Genomic DNA, 24,383 nt, shown 5'->3' on the forward strand with positions numbered 1-24,383 from the left:
ACGCTTATGCGGTGACGACGTTCAGAGCAACGTCGATATTGCCGCGCGTCGCCTTCGAATACGGGCAGATTTCATCGGCAAGATGCGCAACCGCTTGCGCAGCCTCCTGCTCAACGCCAAGCAGGTTGACAGTGATGCGTCCCTGCAGGAAATAGGCATCGCCCGTCATCCCAAGGTCCACTTCAATTTCCACCGACAGATCCGCCGGCACTTCCACTTTTAGCTGCTTGGCGGCCAGGCCCAGTGCGGCGATATAACAGGCGGACCATGCGCCGGCAAAAAGTTGCTCTGCCGTCGGGTGCGATTGCACCGATTCAAATGTGTATTCGGGTGCCTTGGTGTTGCCAGGCGTGGTCAACCGTAGATCGAGGTTGCCGTGGCTGCGCGTCGCGGGGGCGCTGGCGGTCGTGTGGGTCTTGCCGGTGAACAGAACTTTGTCGATCTTGGCCATCATGTGTACTCCGTGTTTGGATGGTGTGATTTATTAAATCGCATACGATGTATTCGTATGCGATGCATATTGGTAGATGGATCAAGGCAAGTCAAGGAATTTGTTGGTGCCGATCTGGCAGGAACCGCTTACGCTTGCGCCGAGAGCCGTGTATAAGTGGGCTTCGCTTGATTTCAGATCAACAATGAAAACGACGATCGACGAACTGCTGGCCTTTGCGGCTGTGGTGGATACCGGCTCAATCACGGCCGCCGCCGAGCAGCTGGAACTGACCGTATCGGCCACCAGCCGCACCCTGAGCCGGCTCGAAGAAAAGCTCCAGACCACGTTGCTGCGCAGAACGACGCGCCGGTTGGAGCTGACCGAAGAAGGCGCCGCATTTCTGGAGCAGGCGCGGGCCATCCTGGCGATGGTCGACGCAGCCGAGGAGCAGATGGCCGCACGGCGCATGCGGCCGGTGGGACGGCTGCGCGTCGATGCCGCCACCCCGTTCATGCTCCATGTGCTCGTCCCGCTCGTGGAAGGCTTTGGCGAGCGCTACCCCGAGGTGGAACTGGAGCTGAATTCGAACGAGGGCATCATCGACCTGATCGAAAAGCGTACGGATGTCGCCTTCAGGATTGGCACGCTGAAGGATTCCACGCTTCATGCACGCCCGATCGGCACCAGCCGCATCCGGGTCATGGCCAGCCCCGAATACCTGAAGCGCCGTGGCACGCCGACCAAAGTGGAGCAACTGGCCGGACATGCGCTGCTCGGCTTTACCCAGCCCGATTCACTGAACGACTGGCCGTTGCGCAACGGTGACGGCAGCGTGGTGCACATCAAGCCGACGATTGCGTCCTCAAGCGGCGAAACGCTCAGGAGCCTGGCGCTGGCGGGCCAGGGCATTGTCTGCCTGTCCGATTTCATGACGCGGGCGGATCGTCAGTCCGGACGTCTGGTGCCGCTGTTCACCAAACAGACGCTCGACGTACGCCAGTCGATCAACGCGGTCTACTACCGCAACACCGCCCTCGCCGCCCGCATCACCTGCTTCGTCGATCACGTGGTCAGCGCGCTTGGCAGCCGACCGTTCGACGAATAGTCCACCACTGACCTGCCCCATCGCGCGCTAGCTGCAATGCTTGCGTACGAAGTGCTCGCGGATGATGCCTGTGACAGCCAGGCGCCGGGTGCTTTCCAGCATGCCAACGCGGCGGACCATTGGCTTGCCCGGCAGCGGCAGCAGGCAAAGCCCTGGGTCCCGACGCCATCCGAAGTGATGCAACACGGGGACAATCGCCACGCCGGCATGCTGCCGGACCAATTCGACAATGGCGGGCAAGGAGTTCATCTCGACGAGTTCGGTCGGCCGGACGCCACTCCGGCGCAGGAACTGATCGATACGCGCGCCCGAGGTCATGCCGCGATCCAGCCGGATAAATGGCTGGCTGCGCAGTACTTCGAGCACATCCGCGCCTGGCGCGGCCACGGAAGCACTCGCAATCAGCATGAACGGCTCGTCGTACAGGTGGGTCCAGATGGCGACGCGGCTGTCAGGCTTGGCAGCTTCCACCACGACAGCGCCATCAAAGTCGCCATCCAGCACCCGGTCGTAGAGATCCGATTGCCGCCGATTTTCAATGCGGATATCGAGGGAAGGATACGGCGCCTTCAGATCGATCACGCTGGTCGCCAATGCGCCCATCGCGGACACAATTGCGCCGATCGTCACCGTGCCGGCCACCTCGTCGTCGCCCGGTGAGCCGGCCAGCATGTCTTCATAGTCCTCCACAAGCCGCCGCGCCCGCGCCACCAACGCCTGGCCAGACGGCGTGAACGTGACGGTGCGCCCGGCACGGTCGAACAGCGGGCGCTTGAACAGGTCCTCCAGCGCTTTCATTTGCGCGCCGACCGCGGCGGGCGTCAACGCCACCCGTTCGGCGGCAGCGGCAAACGATCCCAGATCGGCAACTGCTATAAAAGTTTTGAGCGTTCGGATGGTGCTCATCGGGGCATGTCGGGCAAATGGAGACCGTCCATCATAAAACTTTTCTTTATCTGGACTAAAAAAGCATCCGTTTGTTTTTTAGTCAGGCTTCATCAAGAATGCCTGTGCGCTGTGCTCCGCATGGAGCCGGTGCCTCCCACGACAAAAGACAACTACCGAGACATTCCGATGCTGCCGAATTCCTGCCTCATCAAGCCCTGGCAACCCGCGACCGCCCTGGTCGCGTGCCTGTTGTCGCTGTCTTCCACCGCGCACGCGGCTTCCGCCTGCGAGTCACTCCAGGAAGCGAGCCTGCAGGGCGTGAAACTGACGGCAGCCGTCGACCAGCCAGCCGGTTCGATGGCATTGGCGAACGGCCACAAGATCGACAACCTGCCCGCGTTCTGCCGCGTTTCGGGGCGGCTGGCGCCGACGGACGATTCCGATATCGGCTTCGAGCTGTGGATGCCACCGGCCGGCGCCTGGAACGGCAAGATGATGGTGGTCGGCAATGGCGGCTACGTTGGCGCGATTCGCTACGACGAACTGGAGCCGGCCGTACGGCGCGGCTACGCGGTGATATCGAGCGACAGCGGCCACGAAGACAAAGCCGGGTACCGCAACGAGAACCTGAACTGGGGTGTCGGCCACCCCGAGAAGATTGCCGACTGGGCGTACCGGTCGGTGCATGCGGCGGCCGTGGCGTCGCGTGCGCTGATCAAGGCGTACCAGCAGCGCGAGGCGTCTCACGCCTACTACTTCGGCTGCTCAACCGGCGGCGGTCAGGGGCTGGCGGCTGCACAGCGCTATCCCGATGACTTCGACGGCATCATCGCCGGCGCGCCGGGCAACAATCGAACCGCGCTCAATGCTGGCTTTCTGTGGATGGCCACGCAGAACATGAAGACCGAAGCCGGCTATATCCCGCCCTCAAAACTGCCCGCCATCAATCGCGCGGCGGTGGCTGCCTGTGACGGCAAGGACGGCCTTGTCGATGGACTGATTGGCGACCCCGCCCAATGCCGGTTCGCCCCCAAGGTGCTTCAGTGCAAGGCCAATGCCAATAGCGACGAGTGCCTGACATCGGCCCAGGTGGATACGCTCAAGCGCCTCTACGCAGGTGCCCGCAACCCACGCACGAAGGCGCAGATCTATCCGGGCTGGCCGGTCGGCAGCGAATCGGGTTATCTCGGTGGCTGGGGTTATGCGATCAAGGGGCCGCAAGCCTTCCGCACGGAATTTTTCCGGGACTGGGCCTTCCAGGATGCCAACTGGGATTGGCGCAGCTTTGACTGGGACCACGACATGGCAACCCTGCAGCAAAGGGTCGGGCCGCTCGTCGATTCCGTCGATCCGAACCTGAGCGCGTTCAAGCAGCGCGGTGGCAAGCTGATCGTCTATCACGGGCTGGCCGATCCGATCGGCAATGCCTATGACACGATCCAGTACTACCAGACAGTGACGCGCAAGGTCGCCAATACGCCAGACTTCGCCCGGTTGTTCCTGTCGCCGGGCATGGGCCATTGCCGCGGCGGCGTCGGGCCGAACACGTTCGATGCAATTGGCGCGCTGGAAAACTGGGTGGAAAAGGGGCAAGCCCCGGACCACATACTCGCCGCCGCCAAGGGACTGGAAAGCAAGACAGGCGGGCTGGCCACGGCCGCCCAGGTTACCGAGGGTGCGGGCCGCACGCGCCCCCTGTGCGCGTGGCCGAAGCAGGCGAAGTACAAAGGCAGCGGCAGCATTGACGATGCCCGCAATTTTGTCTGCGCCAGCGTGGCGTCGCGCTGACCCCGCGCGCAAGGGGCCTGGCGGTTCCGGCGACCCGGCGAAGAATCAGTCTTCGCCGCCCTTCCCGCCGGGACGCATGGTCGCGCTTTCCAGCAACTGTTCGTGGATGAACGCGCACAGTACCAGCGATTCGCGCTCGCCATAGGCGTCGAACGCCACGCCGACGTTATGAAACGGTTCGGCGGCGTCGGCGTCCGGGTCTTGCCGGGTCCATCCCGCAATGGAGAGCTTTTGCTTCAGGCCCGCTGCGCGCAGCGTGAAGTCGAGCCGAACCTCCAGCCCCGGGGTGCCGAACTCGCTCGATGCCGTGGAAATCGATGCACCACCCGTGCTCAGGTCGGTAATCAACACCGTCTGCGGCGATCCCTGTCCATCCGCCATCGACAATGAACCGACCAGCCGCACCGGCACGCGGATGCTGCCACGCAGCTCGCGCGCCTCGATGTGGCGAATGTCGTCGAGCATCCAGTAGGGAAACGGGTTGCGCGAAGTGGCGTGGACTCGCGCGGAGAAGCTGTGGATATTGGTGCCGGAGAAGCCCCGAAACAGCACGGTCTCGCCGTCGTCGATCTCCGCCGGCATGCCTGCGAGGCTAGGCCAGCCGATAAAAGCCGCGCCGTCGTTGAATCCGATCAGGCGGCTGACCGCGGCGCGCGCGCTATCGGCGGGCCGTTTGACATGCAGCAGCGTGCCGACCAGCAGACCATACCGGTCATGCCATGCGGCGTTAGGCGCGTCGGCGCGCAGCGGCGCAAGGTCGTCCGCCCAGAAACACCGGCCTCCCTGCAGGGCGAGCGTCCGCTCCTGGGCGGTGTTGAAGACCGTTCCCTCGTCGGCGACGGGGAAGCCCAGTTCATCGACCAGCGCCGCTTTGAGTGGCTGGCCCAGCTCGATATCGTCAGCCTGCACGTCCCTGCGCATTAATTGCCCTTCCTTTTGTGGAATTAAGCCGCCACTTTAAATTTTCCTGGCCCCTTGGACAATCCTGATTGGCCACTGTTATATTGCCGAATCACTTCCGCTCCCATCCGGGCCATCCTGTCTTATGGCACGCTCGCTACTGCTCGCGGCTTTGGCCGTTCCGCTTCAAGCCTGCGCCGGTGCGCCTTCCCTGCCCCTGTTCGGGGCGTATTTTCCGCTCTGGTTGTTAAGCGCGCTGATTGGCATTATGGGCGCCGTCGTTTCCTGGCGTGTGTTTATCGCAACGGGCTGGGCGGAAACGGTTCGCTTCCAGCTACTCGTCAATCTGGCGATTGGCCTGATGATTGCCGAAATCGTCTGGCTGATTGGCACGGGGCACATTCTATGAAAATGGCAGGTGTCAGCCGCGGCCCCCTGCGTGGGAAACTGATCGCCCTGATCATCGTCCTGCTTGCCGTCCTGCTGTCGGTCTACGCCTGGCAGCGCACGGTTCGCTACCCCTCCACGGACGATGCCGGGCTGGACGCCGATCTGGTACATGTGGCGTCGCCGGTCGGCGGGCGCATCGCGCGCATCCTCGTGACGGAAAACCAGCAGGTTGCCAAAGGCGACGTACTGTTTGAAATCGATCCGGTGCCTTATCGGCTGGCGGTAGCTCAGGCACAGGCCGACCTCGAACTGGCCAGGGCGTTGCTGGGCACGCGCAAGCGGGCCATCGGCACGGAACGTGGCACGGCAGCCACGGCGGCCGAACAGATCGCGCGGGCCGAGCAGAACTATGCGCTGAGTGCCCGCACCGTGGAGCGTTTGCGGCCGCTGGCGGCTGAAGGCTACGTCCCGAAGCAACAGCTTGACCAGGCCGAAGTCCTGTCGCGCGACGCGGCGGTGACGCTGAAGCAGGCGCGGCTTCAGCGCGATACCACCGCACAGGCCGTAGGCGACGACGATGGCGCCATCGCCACCATAAAGGCGCGGGAGGCCGCGCTGGCCATCGTTCAGCGCGCGCTCGACGACACCGTCGTCCGTGCCCCGCACGATGGCCGCATCAGCAGCCTGCGGGTTCTGCCGGGCGAAGTCGTGCTGCCCAATCAGTCGCTGTTTTTGCTGGTGCATACCGGCGAATGGTTCGCGGTAGCCAACTTCCGCGAGACCGAGCTGGCCCATATCAAGGTGGGTGACTGCGCCACCGTCTACTCGATGATCGATCGGGGCCAGGCACTGCGCGGCACCGTGCAGGGTATCGGCGTCGGAATTACGGATACTGACCGGATCAACCTGCCGCGCGCACTGCCCTATGTGTCGCCTTCGGTGAACTGGGTGCACGTGGCGCGCCGGTTCCCGGTACGCATCAAGCTCGATGACCCACCGGAGACGCTGGCCCGCGTGGGCGCCAGCGCAAGCGTCGAGGTGCGGCATGGCGCGGCCTGCCACTGAAGTGCCCCGGCTGCGCCTGGCAGACATCGGCGCCCGGCTGGCCCCGTTCCCCGGGCGCACTGCCGCCGCCACGCGCATTGCGGCGGCCAGTACGCTGACTGTCCTGATCACCGCCATATATGGCACGCCCGAAGCCGCCATCTCGGCGTACGTGATCTTCTTTATCAACCGGGCGGACCGCACCACGAGCATTGTGATGAGCGTGGGCATGCTGGTGCTGATCAGCCTCATCATCGGGCTGGTCATCGGGATGGCCAATATCACGCTCGACAGCCCGCTGCTGCGGGTGGCATGCATGACCATCGTGTCGGCTGTGCTGCTGTTCCTTACCTCCGCCAGCAAGTTGCGCCCGGTTGGCGCGATCGTGGCAATGATCATCGGTTTTGGGCTCGATGAGCTGGGACTGGTGCCCGCAGGCGAGATCGCCACGCGCGCACTGCTCTATGCCTGGCTGATGGTGGCGATTCCCATCGGTGCCAATGTGGTGGTCAATCTGCTGATCGGACCTTCGCCACGCCGCCTGGCGGGTGCGCGACTGGCCCATTGCCTGCGCGTGGCGGCACGGAGCCTGCGCAATCCCGCGCCAGACGGCACGGAGCTTGCCAACGTATTGCGCGAAGGCGTGCAGCCCGTGCCGGGTTGGCTCAAGCTGGCGCGCTTCGAAGGCAGCGTATCCGCGACCGATGCAGCGGCCTTGCGCCAGGCCGCGACCTCGGGCATGGCGATCCTGATGGCGGCGGATGTGGCTCGCCAGCAGGCCGATGCCCGATTGCCCGAGGCATTTGCCGCCCCGATCGCCCAGACGCTCGACGACATGGCGCGCATGCTCGACCAGGGCGGCTACCCCGTGGAGATTGTCCTGTCGCTGCCCGATGCCGCCGCATTGTCATCCGTGCAGCAATCCGTCGCCGCGACCCTGCGCAACGCCATCGAACACTATGCGGAGCCGGACGCCGGGGTGCCGCAAGAACCCGCCACGCCGCCGGCCAAGAAAGCGGGCGGATTCCTCGTCGCCGACGCATTCAGCAATCCCACCCATATCCATTACGCGCTGAAGACCACGGGCGCGGCGATGTTCTGCTATCTGCTGTATCAGCAACTGAACTGGCCGGGCATCCATACCTGCTTTATCACCGTCTACCTGGTGTCGCTCGGCACGGCGGCCGAATCGCTGGAAAAACTGACGCTGCGGCTGGTTGGCTGCCTGATCGGTGCCGCCGCCGGCATTGCCGCCATCGTCTATATCGTGCCGGGCCTCGACTCGGTTGGTGGTCTGCTGGCGCTGGTTTTCATGGGCACGTGGCCGTCCGCCTGGGTGGCGATGGGATCTCCGCGCATCGCCTATGCCGGTTTCCAGATCGCCTTTGCGTTCTACCTCTGCGTGATCCAGGGTGCGGGGCCGGGGTTCGACCTGACCGTCGCGCGCGACCGCGTGATCGGTATTCTGGTTGGCAATCTCGTCGTGTACGTGGTGTTCACGCGGATCTGGCCGGTCAGCATTGCCGGACGCATTGAATCCGCGCTGGCGGCACTGGTCGGCCAGTGGCAAGACCTCATTGCCGCCCGCCAGCCCGCGTCCCGGCGCGAGCATGCCTCCGCGGCGCTGGCCTTGCAGGGCAATATCTCGCAAGACCTGGCGCTGGCGCGCTACGAGCCGGCGTCCGTCGGGCCCGCGCCTGCGTGGCTGGACTATCACCGGCAGCGTCTTGGGCTGCTTGACGCGGTGGCGGGTCCGCTCTTCCTGCTCGCGGAGCATTTTCCGGGCGATCCTGAAGTCGCCGCGCGGCTGCACGCCGTCAAGACCGCCGAACCACCATCGCCAACCGGCCCTGCGTCGCCGGATACCCGCCCTGACGCGCAGGCCCGCGATGCCCTGCTGGCACTTGTCGATCGGCAGCTTTCCGAAATTCAAACCGGCCCCGCTCAACCTTTGTCTCCGCATGCGCAAAACTGATTCGCTGGCAGGCTTGCCGATCTCGACTGCGCCGGCCCTGACCGCGTTGGCCGCGTTGGCCATTCTGGCGCTGGCGGGCTGCGCCACGTCGGCACTCGATCTGGCCCCGCCCGAGCCAGACCGGCCCTGGCAACCGCCGACCACGACTTCCGGCGAGATCATCGCGGGCGCGGCCAGCAAGCCTGCGCCGCAGGGCCGGCCATCCAGCTACACACTGCCGGCGAATTCCGCGCTGGCGACGATCGCGCCGCCAGCGCAGCTAGACGCCGCGCATGCGTACACGCTGCCCGAACTGATCGATCTTGCCGAATCGTCGAACCCGCTCACACGTGTGGCCTGGAACGACGCGCGCAATGCCGCACTGGCCGCAGGCATCGCGCGCAGCAGCTATCTGCCGCAGATCTCGGTGGCGGCGATGGGCGGTTACCAGCACGGCCGTCTGTCCAATAGCACGGCGCTGGGCCAGGCCGGTCTGGATACGTCGAATCACGGCGCGGTGTCGGTGTTGTCGCTGCAGTGGCTGCTATTCGATTTCGGGGAGCGGGCCGGTGTGACCGAAGCGGCGGAGCAGGCCACGGTGGCCGCGAACATCGCCTTCACGGCCTTGCATCAGCGCATCATCCACGACGTCAGCGTGGCCTACTACCGGTACCAGGCGGCACGCGCGCGCCTGGGTACGGTGGCGCAAGGCATGTCGAATTCCGAAGCGGTGCTGGCCGCGGCCAAGGCGCGCTATGCGCGTGGCATCGGTACGGTTGTCGAGGTGGCACAGGCCAATCAGGCGCTTGCACAAACCAATCTCGTCAGGGTGCAGGCTGAGGGCGCGGAGACCGATGCGTACCTGAGCCTGGTCTCGGCAATCGGCATCTCGCCGCTGTCCAAACCACGTATCGCCGAAATGCCGCAGCGGCCGCTATCGCCCGCCTTGCGCAGTTCGATCGAGCAGATCGTCGATCGCGCAATATCCCAGCGGCCCGATGTGCTGGGCGCCTATGCATTGCAACGCGCCAACCAGGCACGTGTGAAGGCCGCCGAAGCGGCGTTCATGCCCAAGGTATTTATGTCGGCGTTTGCGTCGTATGCGTCCGGCGGTTCGGCGATCACCGCGATTCCACCCGTGGGCCAGCAGCCGCCCACGGTCAACCTCAATGGCTATCGCTACGGCAACAGCGTGTTCCTGGGCGTGACCTTGCCGATCTACGACGGCGGTCTGCGGTCGGCCGTGCTGTCACAGGCCCGGAATGACGTGGACAGTGCGGCGGCCAAACTGACGCGCGCCAAGGAGGAATCGGTGCGTCAGGTGGTGGTCAGCCAGAGCGCGCTGGAAACCAGCCTGGCCGCATACGATGCCGCCAAGGCGTTGGCCGAAGCCGCCCAGATCACTTACGACGCGGCGTTCAACGCCTATCGCAAGGGTGTGGGGTCCGTGACCGAGGCCAATCTGGCGCAGAACCAGCTACTGTTGGCGCGGAATGCGTCGGCCGATGCCTACAGTACGGCCCTGGCCGCCGCAGCCACGCTGGCGCTGGCCACCGGCGATATCGGCCAGACGCCTTGACGGCCCTCATCGCACTCGTCGCACTCATCGCCCCGGATCGGGCCAATTCGCCCGGACCGGACTAACCGCCGAACGCGTCTTCCATCTGCCGCGCGCGCTTGACGCTGTCGCCATGCAGATAGAGCGAGGTCGTCGATACCGACGCATGGCGCAGGTTGTCGCGCACCGTGGTCAGTTCCGCTCCACGCGCCAGCGCGTGCGTGGCATGGGTGTGGCGCAACCAGTGCGGGCTGGCGCGGCGCAGCTTTTCGGCGGTAGCGGGACGTTCGGATTCAAGCTGGTCCGCCGCCGTGGCAAAGAACCGCTTGATGATCATCCACAGGCGTGCCCCGGTGATACCGCCGCCTTCGTCGGCGCCCAGATTGCCGACGATCAGCGTAGACGGCTCCCATTGCGCGCGCGTCACCGGCAGACCGCGTTCCACCAGATATCGATCCAGCGCGTTGCGCGCCAGCGGGGGCAGCGCCACCCTGCCCGTCTTGGCACCCTTACCCACCAGGTGCAACCAGTGGTCGCCATTCACATCGGTATCGATATTGCGCAACGTCGCACCCACCAGTTCGCTGGCGCGCAGCCCAGTGGCGTAGGTGAAGTCGAGGATGAAGCGGAGCCGCTGCGCCGCCGGAGCTTCCCAGCCGTACGACCATTCCAGGCCGTCGGCAATACTGCGCGTCAGCATCCATTCACCTTCGGAGAAGGCGTGCGATACGTCCAGCGCCGCTGTTTTGGCGCCACCGCGCACCTTCAGGCCGGCAAACGGATTCGCCAGCACATAGCGCTGCTGCACCAGCCAGCGGTACAGCGCGCCCAGCACCTGCAGCGTGTAAGCCGCCGAACGCGGCGACAGTGCATCGGTAAACGGCTTCCAGTCCGGCGCGCTGCGTGGCCTTGCCGGCCCGACCCAGCGTTCGCGCGGCGTGGGCTGACGCAGGAAATTCCGATAGGCGGTGGCATCCTCGGTCGTCAGCGACGACAAAGGCCGGCCCTTTTCGATGATCGCCCAGAGCATCAGCCGCTCGGCTTCCTTGCGATAGGCGCGCTGCGTCGACGGGGATTCGTGCAGCCCCAGCCAGGCCTGCACCGCCGCGTAGTCATTGTCGGCGTTGAGCGAGCAGGTCTCTCGCGGCGCGCGGAACTGCCCCAGCGAGCCGTCGACCTCATGCGGCAGACGGCCCATCTGCTCCCACGGCACGATCATGCTGCGTGGCGCGGCGGCAATCAGCGACCGGGCGCGAGCCGTAAGCTCGGGCCATTCCGCGAAGAACGCCTCGATGCGGCGTGCACCGCTGACGCCCAGGCCCGGAATACTCGCCCACCACTGCCGGCGGCGCGGGATGCGCACGGTCAGGTCGGCCAGCGTGTGGATGTCCTGCTCGCGCAGCGCTGCCACGGCGGCCGGTGCCAGCCACATGCCGATGTCGTCGGAAATGGCGGGCGCCGGTGGTGGCATGGTGCGCAGCGTCTCGATGGCCTGGTCCGCCGCCCTGCCCTGCTTTGCCCGGTCTGCCGCCGCGAATTCGAACAGCACGGCCAGGTCTTCGCGCCGCCGGTAACGCGCGTAGGCAGCCAGTTGCCTGCGGATGCCACCCACGATGCCACGCGATGACTGCCCGTGCGCACGGTCCGCGTCGAGGTATTGGGTTACCGCGGCGCGCGTGGACATCCCCGCGTGCCACGCACGCAACGTGGCAAGGGAGTCGGCGTCGGGGAAAACAAAGGCTTGGACCGGGGGCGATTTCATGCGGCGAATTCTAGCAGCTCGCCAGTACTATTTCGATAACTTTTCTTATCGCAATAGGCTTTTATCGCTACCTAACCTCGCACGTACATTTCGCCGCCGGATGCCGGTTGCAGCGACGCTTTCAAACGCACCCTTGAGCCATTGGACGTGGGACGACCCCATTTGGACATTGGACAACTCTTCAGTACCATCTTGGGCCATACAGGAGCTTTTCTGCCACGGGGCAGATGCAAGCATCCCTGGCTAGGAGACAAGATGTCAGATGTGGCGCCGGCAGACAGACGCCGCCGCAACCGTACGGCCGTGCCGAAGATCATCATGGGCGCCGGGATTGCGCTTTCGCTAGCCATTACGACGATCTGCGGCGTTGCGCTCTATCAGATGCGCCGGGACGCGATGGAAAATGCGCTGCAGGCATCCGAGAATCTCTCGCTCACGCTTGAACGCGCCATTGCCAGAAACCTCCAGACCTACGAGCTATCGATGCACTCCGTGATCGATGGCATGAAGGACCCGGAGATCATGACCCTGCCCCCCGCGATGCGGCATCTGGTCCTGTTTGACCGATCGATCAACGCCGAAGACTTGGGCTCGCTCCTGGCCACCGACGTCGACGGCAACTTGATTCTGGATTCCCGCTCCACTACGCCGCGCCCGGTCAATGTTGGCGACCGCGATTATTTTCTCGCGCATAAGGACAACCCGAGCGTCGGCATATTCGTGAGCCGCCCTTTCCAGCCTCGGCTAACTCAGGACGCGCCTTCCATTGGTATCAGCAGCCGCATCAGCCGGCCGGACGGCAGCTTCAACGGCGTTGTCGTTGGAACGTTGCGGCTCAATTTCTTCCGCCGGTTGTTCGAGGGGGTGGAATTAGGCCACGAAGGCACGCTCACCCTGGTGCGCAGCGATGGCGTCGTAATCATGCGACGCCCGTTTGAAACCAGCGTTATCGGCCGCGATATCTCGACATCCCCGGTATTCAGCCTGTGGCAAGGGGTCGACAAGGGCACCGGGATCGGGACCGGCACCATTGACGGCGTGGAGCGGCTCTATAGTTTCCGTAAAGTCGGGAACTACCCTCTGACCCTGATAGTTGGCCGCGCATTGAACGATGTACTCATCGCATGGCGCAAGCGCGCCGCGGCTTTTGTCATTCTCATTGCGATCGTCGACCTCGTCATCCTGGCCCTTTCGATATCGCTGGCGCGACAGTGGAAGCAGCGGGCAGCCTCTGAACGCCATTTGCTGCAAATGGTGAGTACCGACGGATTAACCGGTCTCGGGAGCCGACGAGCACTCGACGATCGGGCCGATATGGAATGGCGACGCGCGATGCGCGATGGCACGCCACTGTCAGTCCTGATGATCGACGTCGACGACTTCAAGGCTTACAACGACCAATACGGCCATTTGGCGGGCGACGATGCACTCGCCGCCATTGGTCGCTGCATCGGTCTCTCCATTCGGCGGCCGGGGGATATTGCAGCGCGATATGGTGGCGAAGAATTCGCCGTCCTGCTGCCCAATACGGATTCGGAGGGTGGCTGGGGTGTTTCCGAATCGATTCGCAGCGCCGTTCAGACGTTGCAGATTCCGCATGAGGGCGCCCTTCGAAAGCTGCTAACCGTCAGCATTGGAATTGCAACCGTTCAGGGGGGCGATGGGTTTGCCGATTTGCGCGGACTGGTCCAGGCGGCCGACGCGGCGCTCTATCGCGCAAAAGCCGGTGGACGCAACCAATCGGTCCGCTATGTCGCCCCGGCATTGGACATCAGCGGCAGCGCCGCATCCCAGGTCTGAGCGCCGTGCGGTGCGCGGACGACTACCAGTATTTCAGGGTAGCGGGCAAATTCATTTCGGATTCTGCCGCTTTTCATCGTCGGCGGCGGTCTCAGTTGTCGTGATCAACGGGCCCAACATCCACAAGCTCTCAGGCATTGCGCCACCACCGCAATACAGATCAACGACCTTTACCGCATGAGCGAGGGCGGCATCGCGCGCCTGTTCCTCGCTTTCAAACTCGCCGTCCACCGATAACAGTTCGGATGTCCGATCCAGGATAGTCAGCGGTGAGCTGGATATATGAATCCTGGTTCGCCCGATCCATTGACGGTCGGCCTGCTCTGTCTGAATTTCGAAAGCCACGTATTTGCCGTGGCGCTGCAATGCGCCCAATTGCGTGTCGAGCCACTCCATTGCCGCGTTGACTCCCGCGTCCTGGGCAGCCGCCAAGGAAGCATAGCTACGCGCGCCCACGTAGAGCGAGTGTTCCTTGGAACGCGAGGGCGACGCCTCGGTTCGCATCTGGAATTCCGCGAGATACCGCGTGCTTGCCGTAGCCAACGCCGGCATCGCTACCGTCACGGTCGGCGTAAAACGACCGTCGTTGCCCTGGAAGGCGCCACAACGCACCGGGCATCCGCGGTAGGTCAGTTGGATTTCGTCACTCATTCTCTACATTTCCCGCTCTTGGCAGCGCCGCCTGGACATATACGCGAAGAAGACGTTGCCCAATTCTCGTAACCAAAGATAGCAACAGATGACGAAGGCTTGGTAGCCGTATCAAGAATGCAACCTTTTTGCCGGACGCTACGGAATGGTCCGCGCGAGGACTGCTCTCATCCATCCGCATGAGAATAGTGATTCATAGTCCCCAACAATCCATCCACGGCTCGTTCTCTTTTGCGCGGCAACGCATATACGTGGCCGCAGGAGTACATCTTGTTGGCGCGACCGGGCCATCCGTTCGCATGGCCGTTCATTTTGGGTGACATAAAAGACGTTTCGATTTCGATACGTTTTTGACCACCTCGGGCCATCCCTCGCACGTCGTGTATCAGGGATCTAACACGCCACTTTTACGCCCGCTTCAAACGCCTTATTCGGCATAAAGAAATGCAAACGGTACAAATTCGATTCCTAATGTGCTTTATCAGGCCAGTAATGGTTTCGAAACAATTAGTTACAGAGTACCCGAAAGATCTCACCTCTGAAAAACCACCTCTTTATAAATCAATGAGTTAGGTGCCCTGGCACGTTCGTCGCGGTATGGCTTGCAACCGGTGCACAAGAGCCACGACAGAACAGGCCAGAGGACACCGGAAAAACAAAGTAGATGGACGGGGAGAAGGAATCCGAGGGGTACGGTCTCGGGGTCCAAGGGGGAGAAAAAAACGGGCGGCACGCTGCAGTGCCGACCGGACCCGGCAGAAGCATCGTCAGGTCAGCAGGTTGCAGCAAATTCGGGTGTGGAATCGATCCCTGGAGAGCTGTTGGATCGGGTCCGCAGTGCCCAACAGGGTGCATAAACGCCACCGGGAGTGGCGAAGCATCGGGCATCGGCAGAGTGTCGCCAGGCTTTGTCCTGAGCGGAACTCCTCCCCTGAGACGGGTGGAACCATGACAGAAGTCACAGGCCTTGTGGCAGCTGTCTGGTTTGGCCTCGGCCGGTTTCCGGTCGAAACCTTGTGCCCGACCTCCAGCGGGCGCTTTTTTCCACTAACCATGACGTCAAGGAGAAGGACATGACCTCCATGTTCAACAGCATCAAGCATTTTGCCCAGGAAGAAGACGGTGCAGCTGGCGTGGAATACGCGCTGCTGCTGGCATTCGTGGCCCTCTGCATGGTCGCGGTCGGCCCCGCTGTCAAGGCCGCGGTGACGAAAATCTGGGGCGATATTTCGACGGCGCTCACGGCTGCTGCGTGAGCGGTGCGAGCCCGGTGCGCTGCGCCAAGCACCGGGCTCCACCACCGTCTTTCCTGGCGCATTGATTTTCTTCTTCGCATGAGAGGCTGCCATGCAAACGATCAACACCGTCACCGTCTTCGCCCCGCTGACCTCGGCTTGCCTGATGGCCGTGCTCAGCGTCGCCGTGGTGACTGATCTGCGCAGCCACAAGATTCCGAACCAACTCGTCGTGACCGGCACCATCGTGGCGTTGGCGCTGCAGATGGGCCTGCACGGCGCAGCAAATGGGACATGGCAATGGGTCACCGGTTTTGCCGCCGGACTCGCGCCCTTTGTCCTGCTGTATATCGTGCGTGCCGTGGGCGCGGGCGACGCCAAGCTGATGGGCTGCGTCGGCGCGCTCACGGGGCCAGCCGCGATCCCGGAAATCCTGCTGGCGACGCTGCTGGCCGGTGGCGTGCTGGCGCTTGGCGTGATGCTCTGGCGCCGCGAGTCGCGCCGCACGCTGCACGCGGTAATCGGCACGCTGCTCTGCATGCCGATCGCCGGCCACGCATCCACCACGGCCGCCGAGCTTCCTGAGCCTGGCCCCCGCAGCGGCGCGAACAGAATTCGAACCATCAGACGCCTGCCGTACGCAGTGGCGATTGCGACGGGCGTGGCACTGGTGATGACGGGCGTGATCTGAGCACCAGCCGTCGCCAGTAGAACGACACAAGCCCGGCCTACCGGGCAAGGAACGGGAGAACCATCATGGCCAGGAAGCTTCGCAACACGGTCAGCCCCGCGAACACGCGCCGCTGCCCGTCTCGCCAGTACAACCGCGCACCGCAAACCGAATTGCCCGCGCAGGCCGCGCGAACGGTGCGCCAGCACATCGGCTGGGTATTCCACCACTAGCCGTACGGCACATCGCACCAACGCACCACCAACGTATAGACCGTCAGTGAGCTGAGATGGCGCACCGCCCGCGCGGTGCCGCCAGGGGCGCCTGCATGCCTTCGCCGGGACACCAGGCATCACAAGGAGAGGGAGGAACCATCAAATGAGAAACGTACGCACCCTGTTGATGTTGCTGGTGGCGGCCCTCGCAGGTCTCGCCGCCGTCGTGCTGGCTTCACGGTGGATGGTGGAGCAAAGCGCCGGCAGCACGGTCAAGGTGGCGGTGGCCAACACCGACATCAACCTCGGTCAGCGCCTGGCGCCCGAGTTCGTCAAGCTGGTCGACTGGCCGCGCGAAAGCCTGCCGCCCGGCGCGCTGGGCGACCTCAAGACGGTGGACGGCCGTGTGACCAAGGCCAGCGTGATGCGCGGCGAGCCGATCCTCGAATCCAAGCTCACGCCGGCCGGCACCAAGGGTGGCCTGTCCGCCGTGATTGCCGACGGCAAGCGCGCCATCACCGTGCGCGTCAACGATGTCGTCGGCGTGGCCGGCTTCGCGTTGCCGGGCAGCTTCGTCGACATCATCGTCAACACACAAAAGGACGGCAAGAGCGGGCCCTCCGAGACCGAGCAGTCGATCTCGAAGATCGTGCTCGAAAAGATCCTGGTGCTGGCCGTGGCGCAGGAAGTGAACCGCGACGAGACCAAGCCCAAGGTAGTGAATGCCGTGACGCTCGAAGTCTCGCCCGAAGAGGCCGAGAAGCTGGACCTGGCACGCAGCGTCGGTTCGCTGTCGCTGGTGCTGCGCAACCAGGTGGAAGCGCGCCCGGTGGACACGGCCGGCGCCACCAAGCGCAGCCTGCTCAATGAGCCGGTGGTCCAGGCAGCGGCGCCCACGACCATCACCAAGGTCATCCAGGTGGCCCAGCGCATCGTCGAACGCAAGCCCGTCAATACCAATTGCGTAGGCGTCATCAGCGGCATGCATCAGGACAAGGAGTGCTTCTGAGCGTGCGAGCCGGCACGCCCAGAAGACACCAACCGGGGGAAATCATCATGAAGACCAGCCACACACCGTCAGGCCATGCGCGATACAAGCGCATGCACGGCACCGTCCGCCTGAGCGCCGTCGCCACCCTGGCCATCACCAGCGTCTGGCTGGCCAGCGCGCAGGTGCAGGCCGCCGAGGAGACCACCCTCGCCACGCAGGCCACACGCATCGCGGCGAACGGTCCGATCCAGCTGACCATCGGCGCCACCACGCCGCCGCCCGCCCCCGCCGACGCCGGCGGTGGACGCGGACCGAGCTGCGTGGGTGCCGCCGCCGAGCCCGAGCAGGTCACGGTGCCGATCGGCAAGTCGCGCATGCTGCCACTGCCCGAACCGGTAAAGACGCGCACGCTGGGCAATCCGAGCGTGGTGCAGGCGATGCTGGTGTCGCCGCAGACCATGTACCTGCTGGGTCTGGACATTGGCACCACGAACATGATCGTGCAGGGGCGCAGCGGCCGCTGCCTGGTGATCGATGTCACCGTCGGCGCCGATCCCGCGGGCCTGCAATCCACGCTGCGTTCGCTGCTGCCCGGCGCGCGCAACGTGCAGGTGGCGTCCGCCGCCGACAGCCTGGTACTGAGCGGTAATGTGCCCGATTCCGCCACCGCTCTGCAGGTCATGGACATTGCCAACGCGTTCGTGCTGCGGCAGTCGCGCAGCCCGTTGCAGGCGCCGCCGCAATCGCTGGGCGCGCCATCCAACGCGCCCGGCGGCCCGAACATGATGATGCCGATGGGCGGCGTGATGATGCCCATCGCGGCCAACACGCCGAGCAACAACGGCGGCATGCCGATCCGCAGCAGCAAGCTCATCAACATGCTGACGGTGGACGCGCCCCAACAGGTGATGCTTGAAGTCAAGGTGGCCGAAGTGTCCAAGACGCTGATCGACCAGCTTGGCGCGGCGGCCAATATCCAGGGCGCCTTCGGCAGCTGGCAGTTCGGCCTGCTGGCGAATTTCCTGTCCGGCGCCCCGTCCGCGCTGACCGCCATCAAGAAGAACAATCTGCCGCTGGCACTTCAGCTCGACGCGCAGAAGGGCGACAGCCTGGTCAAGATCCTGGCCGAGCCAAACCTGATGGCGATCAGCGGCCAGGAAGCCAGTTTCCTGGCGGGCGGCAAGGTCTTCATCCCGGTACCGCAATCGAACTTCGGAGGCGTCACCACCATCGTGCTGCAGGAAGAAACCTTCGGCGTGGGACTCAAGTTCACCCCGACCGTGCTGGCCAACGGCCGCATCAACCTGAAGGTGGCGCCTGAAGTATCCGAGCTGTCGCCAACGGGCGTGGCGGTAACCGCGCCGAATACGTCGGGCTCCACGATCCTGCCGCTGATCAACACCCGGCGCGCCTCCACCACCCTGCAGGTGATGGACGGCCAGAGCTTTGCCATCGGTGGCCTGATCAAGAGCAACGTCACGGGCAGCCTCAAGGGCTTGCCGGGTGCTGGCGAGTTGCCGGTACTGGGCAACCTGTTCCGCAGCACAAGCTTCCAGCAGGACCGCAGCGAACTGCTGTTCGTGGTCACCCCGCGCCTGGTGAAGCCGCTGCCGCCGAACTACCCGATGCCGACCGATTCGTTCGGTCCTCCGATCAACGGCGAGGTCTATATCAACGGCAACATGGAAGGTCATCCGCAACGCCTGCCGGACAACCTGGCGCCGCCCGCGATGCCAGTCGGACCCGCCGCGCCTGTGCCTCCCGCGAACGCGCCGGTCACGTCGATCATCCCGACCACGCCGACCATGCCGACCACGCCCATTGGGCCTGCCCCGACGGCCTCGACCCAACCCGTGAACATGCAACCGGTCACCGCGCAACCGCTCGGCCCGAGTCCCGCGAACCCGCCGCAGCCGGACAACGGCAAATTCGTGCCAACCGCCGCGCTGCCGCCTTCGTCGCCCGCCACGCTGGCGGCCGGCAGCGCCCAGTGAACCGACATCGACAGGGGAACATCATGACTTCCACCACACGACATCTGTGCATCGCCGCGGGGGCGCTCCTCTGCTGCGGCCTGACTGGCTGCATGAGCACCTCGCCGATCTGGGACGCCCACTTCGGGGAATCGGTACGCACCGTGCGAATGATGCAGACGCTCAACCCGAATGCGTCGTACACCAACACCGACCCCGTCACCGGCGTCGACGGCCGCGCCGCCACGTATGCGATGGACCGCTACGGCCAGTCGTTCCGGAATCCGCCGACGGACGGCAACACGTTCGTGATTGGCATCGGCAATTCGGGCAACAACGGCTCGCAGTAAGCATGGCCGGCCGGCCCGGCCCAATCCGAGCACCACCAGAACCACCAGGACCACCCGAGGGAGTTGCAACATGGCAAAGCTGATACTGGTCTCCGCCGACGATGTGCGCGCGCGCCAGATGCTGGCACTGGCCCAGCAGGCGGATACGCGGCGCCAGCCGCAACTGGTCTGCGTGGACCCGGCCAAGGCGCTCGGCATGCCCGGCCTGATCCACGCCACGGACTTCGTGGTGCTACAGGCCGACGAGTTCGACATGGACGTGCTGGAGCGGCTGCGCCAGCGCTTTCCCGAACCGGGCGACGTGCCTTGCATCCTGGTCACACCCGAACCGTCCACCGAGTTGCTGATGCGCGCGATGCGCATGGGCGTACGCAGCGTCCTGCGCTGGCCGCTCGATCCGCGCGAGTTCAACGAGGAGTTGACGCGACTGGATACGCGCGCACAGGCCGACGCCGTCGCGCAGGCCCGCACCTTTGCATTCACGTCGTGCAAAGGCGGCAGCGGCACCACGTTCGCCGCCGCCAACTTTGCCTACGCGGTGGCGACCCAGCGTGGCAAGCGCGTGCTGCTGGTGGATCTGGACCAGCAATTCGGCGACGCCGCCTTCGTCGTCACCGACAGCCTGCCGCCAGCCACGCTTGGCGACATCTGCCGCCAGATCGACCGGCTCGACTCCGCACTGCTGGACGCCTGCGTCACGCATGCGCACCCGAACCTGGACGTCATCGCCGGCGCGGGTGATCCGGTCAAGTCGGCCGACGTCAAGGCCGCGCACCTCGAGCGCATTCTGGATCTGGCCAGGCCCGCGTATGACGTTCTGGTATTCGATCTGGGCCAGGCGATCAACCCGGCCTCGATCATGGTGCTGGACCATTCCGACACGATCCATCCCGTGGTGCAGCTTACCCTGCCCTACCTGCGTGCCGGCCGCCACATGATGGAGATCTTCCATTCACTCGGCTATCCGGCTGATCGCATACACGTGTTGCTGAACCAATTCGAAAAGCACGCCGCGATCACCATCCGCACGATGGAAGACTCGCTGGGTGCCCGCATTGCCCACACGCTGCCTTCCGATGCCAAGACGGCCCGCGAAGCCGCCAATCAAGGCGTACCCGTTCCGCAGCTCGCACCCAGCAGCGCCATCACCCGCGCGCTGCTGCAAATGGTGGACACCGCCTTCCCGGTAGCGGCGAAGAAGGAGGAAGGCTTGTTCGCCCGGCTGCTCGGAAACCGGGGCGATACCACCCAGCCGTTGCCCGTGGGCCGGCACGCGTAACCCATTAGGAGAACCGCCATGTCCCTGCGCGCTCAACTGTTCGAGAAGGCCGGCGAAGCCGTACCCGACCGCGTCAATGACCGCGTGCCCGAACGCACGGGCGAGCGTGGCTCAGAGCGCGCCGCCAATGGCGCGGGTACGACCGCCGCCTACCAGCAGCTCAAGATGGACGTTCATGCAGCCATCATCGAGCGCGTGGAACTGGAAAAGCTGCTGCGGCTGACACCGGATCAGGTCAAGCGCGAGTTGGCCATCCTGGTGGAGCGCATCGTCGAAGAACGCAACATCCCGCTCAACGAAGCCGAGCGCCGTCGCCTGGTATCGGACGTGCGCGACGAAATGCTGGGCTACGGCCCGCTGGAGCCGCTGCTGGCCGACCCGACTGTATCGGACATCCTCGTCAATACGGCCAGCAAGGTCTATGTGGAACGGCGCGGCCGGCTGGAACTTACCGACGTAACGTTCCAGGACGACGCGCACCTGATGAAGGTGATCGACAAGATGGTGTCGCGCGTGGGCCGGCGCGTGGACGAATCGAGTCCGATGGTCGATGCACGCCTGCCCGATGGCTCACGGATCAACGCGATCATTCCGCCGTCCGCCGTGGACGGGCCGCTGCTCTCGATCCGGCGCTTTGCCGTGAACCCGCTGATGGTCAAGGACCTGGTGGAGCTGCAGACGCTGACGCCCCCGATGGCGCAGTTGATCGAGGCTATGGTCAAAGCCAAGCTCAACATTCTGATCTCCGGCGGTACCGGCAGCGGCAAGACCACGATGCTGAACATCCTGTCCGGGTTCATCCCCGAAAACGAGCGCATCGTGACCATCGAGGATGCGGCCGAGCTGCAACTGCGGCAGGACCACGTACTGCGCCTGGAAACGCGACCGCCCAACATCGAAAACCGCGGCGAGATCACGCAGCGCTCCCTGGTGCGCAACGCACTGCGGATGCGGCCGGACCGGATCATCCTGGGCGAAGTGCGCGGCGCCGAGGCGCTGGACATGCTGCACGCGATGAACACGGGCCACGAGGGCTCCCTGGCCACGATCCACGCCAATACCCCGCGCGATGCGCTGACGCGGCTGGAAAACATGGTCAGCATGGCCGGCCTGTCGCTGCCGCCGCGCACCATGCGCCAGCAGATCACGTCTGCCATCACGGTCATCCTGCAGGTGTCGCGGCTTTCCGATGGACGGCGCAAGCTGATGAGCATTCAGGAAGTCACCGGCATGGAAAGCGACGTGGTCAACATGCAGGAGATCTTCACGTTCAAGCGCACCGGCGTGGATGCGGAAGGCCGCGTCAAGGGCTATTTCTGCGCGACCGGCGTGCGGCCGCAGTTCTCCGATCGTCTGCAGGCATTCGGCCTTTCGGTGCCCGAACGGCTCTACGAGCCAACGGTGCGGTTCGACGTCTAGCATCGGCACGGCAACGCGGAGACCTATCATGGATCGCACCCTCCTCGCCTTTGGCGCCTGCCTGTTCGTGACCATCGTGATGGCGGCCACGATGGGCTATCAGTGGTGGCAGCGCAGGCACAGCACCGCGGCACGCCGCTTTGGCCGGCGCCTGCGCGCGGTGACATCGACCCCCTGGCAGGATGAAGCCGCGGCTTCGATCATGAAGGCGCGCGCGCTGGCTCAAACGCCCTTCATGACCGCGCTGCTGCGCCGCATGCCGCATAGCGATGCGCTGGACCGCATCCTGCGGCAGTCGGGCCTGCAATGGACGGTGTCGGTCTTCATGACCATGACACTGCTGCCTCCGGTGGCGCTCTGGATCGTGGGGCACATGCTGGACTTGCCCGCCATCGCCGTCGCGGTGGGCGCGGCGGTGTGGCTACCGGTGCCCGCGTTCTATGTGCGGCGCGCTCGCCAACGCCGGTTGTTGCGGATCGAACTGCAACTGCCGGAAGCCGCCGACATGATCAGCCGCGCGCTGCGGGCCGGGCATTCGTTCTCCAGCGCACTGGATATGGCTGGCGACGAACTGCCGGACCCCCTGGGCGCGGAGTTCCGCACCACGTTCGACGAAATCAACTTCGGTACGTCGATGCACGATGCGCTGAGCGGCCTGGCCGAACGCGTGCCGCTGCCGGATCTGCGCTACCTGGTGATCGCCGTGCTGATCCAGCGCGAATCGGGCGGCAACCTGGCCGAAATCCTCGGCAACGTCAGCCAGATCATCCGCGAGCGCATGAAGCTGATGGGACACGTGCGCGTTCTCTCCGCCGAGGGGCGGCTCTCGGGCGTCATCCTCGCCTTGCTGCCCTTCGGCGTGGGGGGTGCCATGTACCTGGTGAACCCCGAATTCCTGGAGCCGCTGGCCAATGACCCGGTTGGCCCGTGGATCGTGGGCTACGCGCTGGCGCTGATGGCGATGGGCCTGCTGTGGATGCAACGGCTTGTGCGGATTCACGTCTGAGGAGCACGTCATGAAAACCGGCCAGATTCTGATTCTCGTACTGACCTTCGCGCTAACTTTCGGCGCGGCGCTGGCCGTCATGCTGCTGGTCCAGCCAAACGCCATTCGCCGGCGCATCACGCAGGCCAACCAGGCGGTCGCGGAGGACGCGACGGCGCCCGCATTGCAGGAGGAATGGCTGCAACGTGCCGTGCGCGTGTCGCGTCCGCTCGCCAAGCTGGCAGTGCCGAAGGACGGCTGGGACAACTCGGCGCTGCGCACGCGCTTCATGAATGCGGGCTGGCGCAATCCATCGGCCATTCCGCTCTACTTCGCGGCCAAGACGCTGCTGGCGCTGGTTCTTCCCGCCCTGCTGTTCGTCGGCACGGGCGGCGTGCTGAGCGCCGATAATCCGCGCCTGCTACCCGCGGCCCTGCTGGCAGCGGCCATCATCGGCTTCTATCTGCCCGATCTGATCTTGCGGCGGCGCATTGCCCAGCGCAAGCAGGAAATCTTCGAATCGTTCCCTGACGCGCTGGACCTGATTACCGTCTGCGTCGAAGCCGGTCTGGCGCTCGACGCGGCCCTGCTGAAGGTAGTCGAAGAACTGCGCGCCGGTGGCGGTTCCGCGATCTGCGACGAACTCGAATTGCTGGTGCTGGAACTGCGCGCCGGGTTGTCGCGTGAAAAAGCCCTGCGCAACCTGGCGCTGCGAACCGGCGTGGAAGACGTCGACATGCTGTCCAGCATGCTGATCCAGGCGGACCGCTTCGGTACCAGCATCGCCGAATCGCTGCGCGTTCAGGCCGACACGCTGCGCACGCGCCGACGCCAGCGCGCGGAAGAGCGCGCCGCCAAGATTGCGGTGAAGCTGCTGTTTCCGCTGATCTTCTTCATCTTCCCATCGCTGATGGTGGTGCTGCTGGGCGCGCCAGCGCTGCAGTTCTACCGGTCGCTGATGCCGTTCATGATGACCCAGGGCGGCTGAGGAGT

General features: G+C 64.5%; 22 protein-coding genes. 17 read left to right on the plus strand and 5 right to left on the minus strand.

Annotated elements, in window-relative coordinates; translation table 11 throughout:
• Positions 1 to 4 precede the first annotated feature (4 nt).
• Positions 5 to 451, minus strand: coding sequence for an Ohr family peroxiredoxin (locus tag AC3FLX_RS26630; protein WP_488700408.1), 447 nt, complete (start codon positions 449 to 451; stop codon positions 5 to 7).
• A gap of 184 nt (positions 452 to 635) precedes the next feature.
• On the opposite strand from AC3FLX_RS26630, the gene AC3FLX_RS26635 reads away from it, so the two are divergent.
• Positions 636 to 1,538 carry a LysR substrate-binding domain-containing protein gene (locus AC3FLX_RS26635; RefSeq protein WP_488700341.1) on the plus strand — a complete coding sequence of 301 codons (903 nt, stop codon included), beginning with the start codon at positions 636 to 638 and terminating at the stop codon, positions 1,536 to 1,538.
• 27 nt (positions 1,539 to 1,565) lie between these two features.
• Here the strand turns inward: AC3FLX_RS26635 and AC3FLX_RS26640 are convergent, their stop codons facing one another.
• Positions 1,566 to 2,444 (minus strand): LysR family transcriptional regulator, encoded by an 879-nt coding sequence (locus tag AC3FLX_RS26640; RefSeq protein WP_488700342.1) that lies wholly within the window; start codon positions 2,442 to 2,444, stop codon positions 1,566 to 1,568.
• Positions 2,445 to 2,612: 168 nt separating this feature from the next.
• On the opposite strand from AC3FLX_RS26640, the gene AC3FLX_RS26645 reads away from it, so the two are divergent.
• On the plus strand, positions 2,613 to 4,214 hold the full coding sequence (locus AC3FLX_RS26645) for a tannase/feruloyl esterase family alpha/beta hydrolase (RefSeq protein ID WP_488700343.1): 1,602 nt from the start codon (positions 2,613 to 2,615) through the stop codon (positions 4,212 to 4,214).
• A gap of 45 nt (positions 4,215 to 4,259) precedes the next feature.
• On the opposite strand, the gene AC3FLX_RS26650 is transcribed toward AC3FLX_RS26645, so the two are convergent.
• Positions 4,260 to 5,135 carry a flagellar brake domain-containing protein gene (locus AC3FLX_RS26650; RefSeq protein WP_488700344.1) on the minus strand — a complete coding sequence of 292 codons (876 nt, stop codon included), beginning with the start codon at positions 5,133 to 5,135 and terminating at the stop codon, positions 4,260 to 4,262.
• Positions 5,136 to 5,259: 124 nt separating this feature from the next.
• Here AC3FLX_RS26650 and AC3FLX_RS26655 point away from each other — a divergent pair, with 124 nt between their 5' ends.
• From AC3FLX_RS26655 to AC3FLX_RS26670, 4 genes are read left to right on the plus strand one after another with little or no spacing between them, the layout of a single operon-like run.
• Complete coding sequence (locus tag AC3FLX_RS26655; RefSeq protein WP_488700345.1) at positions 5,260 to 5,523, plus strand: hypothetical protein; 264 nt, start codon at positions 5,260 to 5,262, stop codon at positions 5,521 to 5,523.
• On the plus strand, positions 5,520 to 6,569 hold the full coding sequence (gene mdtN, locus AC3FLX_RS26660; protein WP_488700346.1) for a multidrug transporter subunit MdtN: 1,050 nt from the start codon (positions 5,520 to 5,522) through the stop codon (positions 6,567 to 6,569). The genes AC3FLX_RS26655 and mdtN overlap by 4 nt, the downstream gene beginning before the upstream one ends.
• Positions 6,550 to 8,523: an FUSC family protein gene (locus tag AC3FLX_RS26665; protein ID WP_488700347.1), complete on the plus strand. Its 1,974-nt coding sequence runs from the start codon at positions 6,550 to 6,552 to the stop codon at positions 8,521 to 8,523. The genes mdtN and AC3FLX_RS26665 overlap by 20 nt, the downstream gene beginning before the upstream one ends.
• Positions 8,510 to 10,081: a TolC family protein gene (locus AC3FLX_RS26670; RefSeq protein ID WP_488700348.1), complete on the plus strand. Its 1,572-nt coding sequence runs from the start codon at positions 8,510 to 8,512 to the stop codon at positions 10,079 to 10,081. The genes AC3FLX_RS26665 and AC3FLX_RS26670 overlap by 14 nt, the downstream gene beginning before the upstream one ends.
• Positions 10,082 to 10,142: 61 nt before the next feature.
• Here the strand turns inward: AC3FLX_RS26670 and AC3FLX_RS26675 are convergent, their stop codons facing one another.
• Entirely contained in the window at positions 10,143 to 11,822 is a 1,680-nt protein-coding gene (locus tag AC3FLX_RS26675; RefSeq protein ID WP_488700349.1) for a site-specific integrase, read from the minus strand.
• A 255-nt stretch (positions 11,823 to 12,077) separates the two neighbouring features.
• Between AC3FLX_RS26675 and AC3FLX_RS26680 the strand changes: the two genes are divergently transcribed.
• Positions 12,078 to 13,622: a sensor domain-containing diguanylate cyclase gene (locus AC3FLX_RS26680; protein ID WP_488700350.1), complete on the plus strand. Its 1,545-nt coding sequence runs from the start codon at positions 12,078 to 12,080 to the stop codon at positions 13,620 to 13,622.
• A 51-nt stretch (positions 13,623 to 13,673) separates the two neighbouring features.
• On the opposite strand, the gene AC3FLX_RS26685 is transcribed toward AC3FLX_RS26680, so the two are convergent.
• Positions 13,674 to 14,273 (minus strand): hypothetical protein, encoded by a 600-nt coding sequence (locus tag AC3FLX_RS26685; RefSeq protein WP_488700351.1) that lies wholly within the window; start codon positions 14,271 to 14,273, stop codon positions 13,674 to 13,676.
• Positions 14,274 to 15,346: 1,073 nt separating this feature from the next.
• Between AC3FLX_RS26685 and AC3FLX_RS26690 the strand changes: the two genes are divergently transcribed.
• From AC3FLX_RS26690 to AC3FLX_RS26735, 10 genes are all read left to right on the plus strand, one after another.
• Positions 15,347 to 15,529, plus strand: coding sequence for a Flp family type IVb pilin (locus AC3FLX_RS26690; protein WP_488700409.1), 183 nt, complete (start codon positions 15,347 to 15,349; stop codon positions 15,527 to 15,529).
• A gap of 91 nt (positions 15,530 to 15,620) precedes the next feature.
• A complete protein-coding gene (locus AC3FLX_RS26695) occupies positions 15,621 to 16,199 on the plus strand; it encodes an A24 family peptidase (protein WP_488700352.1) in 579 nt (192 codons plus the stop codon).
• Positions 16,200 to 16,264: 65 nt separating this feature from the next.
• Positions 16,265 to 16,411 (plus strand): hypothetical protein, encoded by a 147-nt coding sequence (locus AC3FLX_RS26700; protein ID WP_488700353.1) that lies wholly within the window; start codon positions 16,265 to 16,267, stop codon positions 16,409 to 16,411.
• Between the two features lie 145 nt (positions 16,412 to 16,556).
• The gene (cpaB, locus tag AC3FLX_RS26705; protein ID WP_488700354.1) at positions 16,557 to 17,402 is read left to right on the plus strand and encodes a Flp pilus assembly protein CpaB; all 846 of its coding nucleotides are present in this window, start codon (positions 16,557 to 16,559) and stop codon (positions 17,400 to 17,402) included.
• 47 nt (positions 17,403 to 17,449) lie between these two features.
• Positions 17,450 to 19,378 (plus strand): type II and III secretion system protein family protein, encoded by a 1,929-nt coding sequence (locus AC3FLX_RS26710; RefSeq protein ID WP_488700355.1) that lies wholly within the window; start codon positions 17,450 to 17,452, stop codon positions 19,376 to 19,378.
• A 23-nt stretch (positions 19,379 to 19,401) separates the two neighbouring features.
• On the plus strand, positions 19,402 to 19,707 hold the full coding sequence (locus AC3FLX_RS26715; RefSeq protein ID WP_488700356.1) for a hypothetical protein: 306 nt from the start codon (positions 19,402 to 19,404) through the stop codon (positions 19,705 to 19,707).
• A gap of 70 nt (positions 19,708 to 19,777) precedes the next feature.
• Positions 19,778 to 20,986: a CpaE/TadZ family protein gene (locus AC3FLX_RS26720; protein ID WP_488700357.1), complete on the plus strand. Its 1,209-nt coding sequence runs from the start codon at positions 19,778 to 19,780 to the stop codon at positions 20,984 to 20,986.
• Between the two features lie 18 nt (positions 20,987 to 21,004).
• Entirely contained in the window at positions 21,005 to 22,405 is a 1,401-nt protein-coding gene (locus AC3FLX_RS26725) for a TadA family conjugal transfer-associated ATPase (protein ID WP_488700358.1), read from the plus strand.
• A 28-nt stretch (positions 22,406 to 22,433) separates the two neighbouring features.
• A complete protein-coding gene (locus AC3FLX_RS26730) occupies positions 22,434 to 23,411 on the plus strand; it encodes a type II secretion system F family protein (protein WP_488700359.1) in 978 nt (325 codons plus the stop codon).
• Between the two features lie 10 nt (positions 23,412 to 23,421).
• On the plus strand, positions 23,422 to 24,378 hold the full coding sequence (locus AC3FLX_RS26735) for a type II secretion system F family protein (RefSeq protein ID WP_488700360.1): 957 nt from the start codon (positions 23,422 to 23,424) through the stop codon (positions 24,376 to 24,378).
• The last annotated feature ends 5 nt before the right edge of the window (positions 24,379 to 24,383 follow it).

The organism is Cupriavidus sp. 291-E7, from assembly GCF_057798835.1.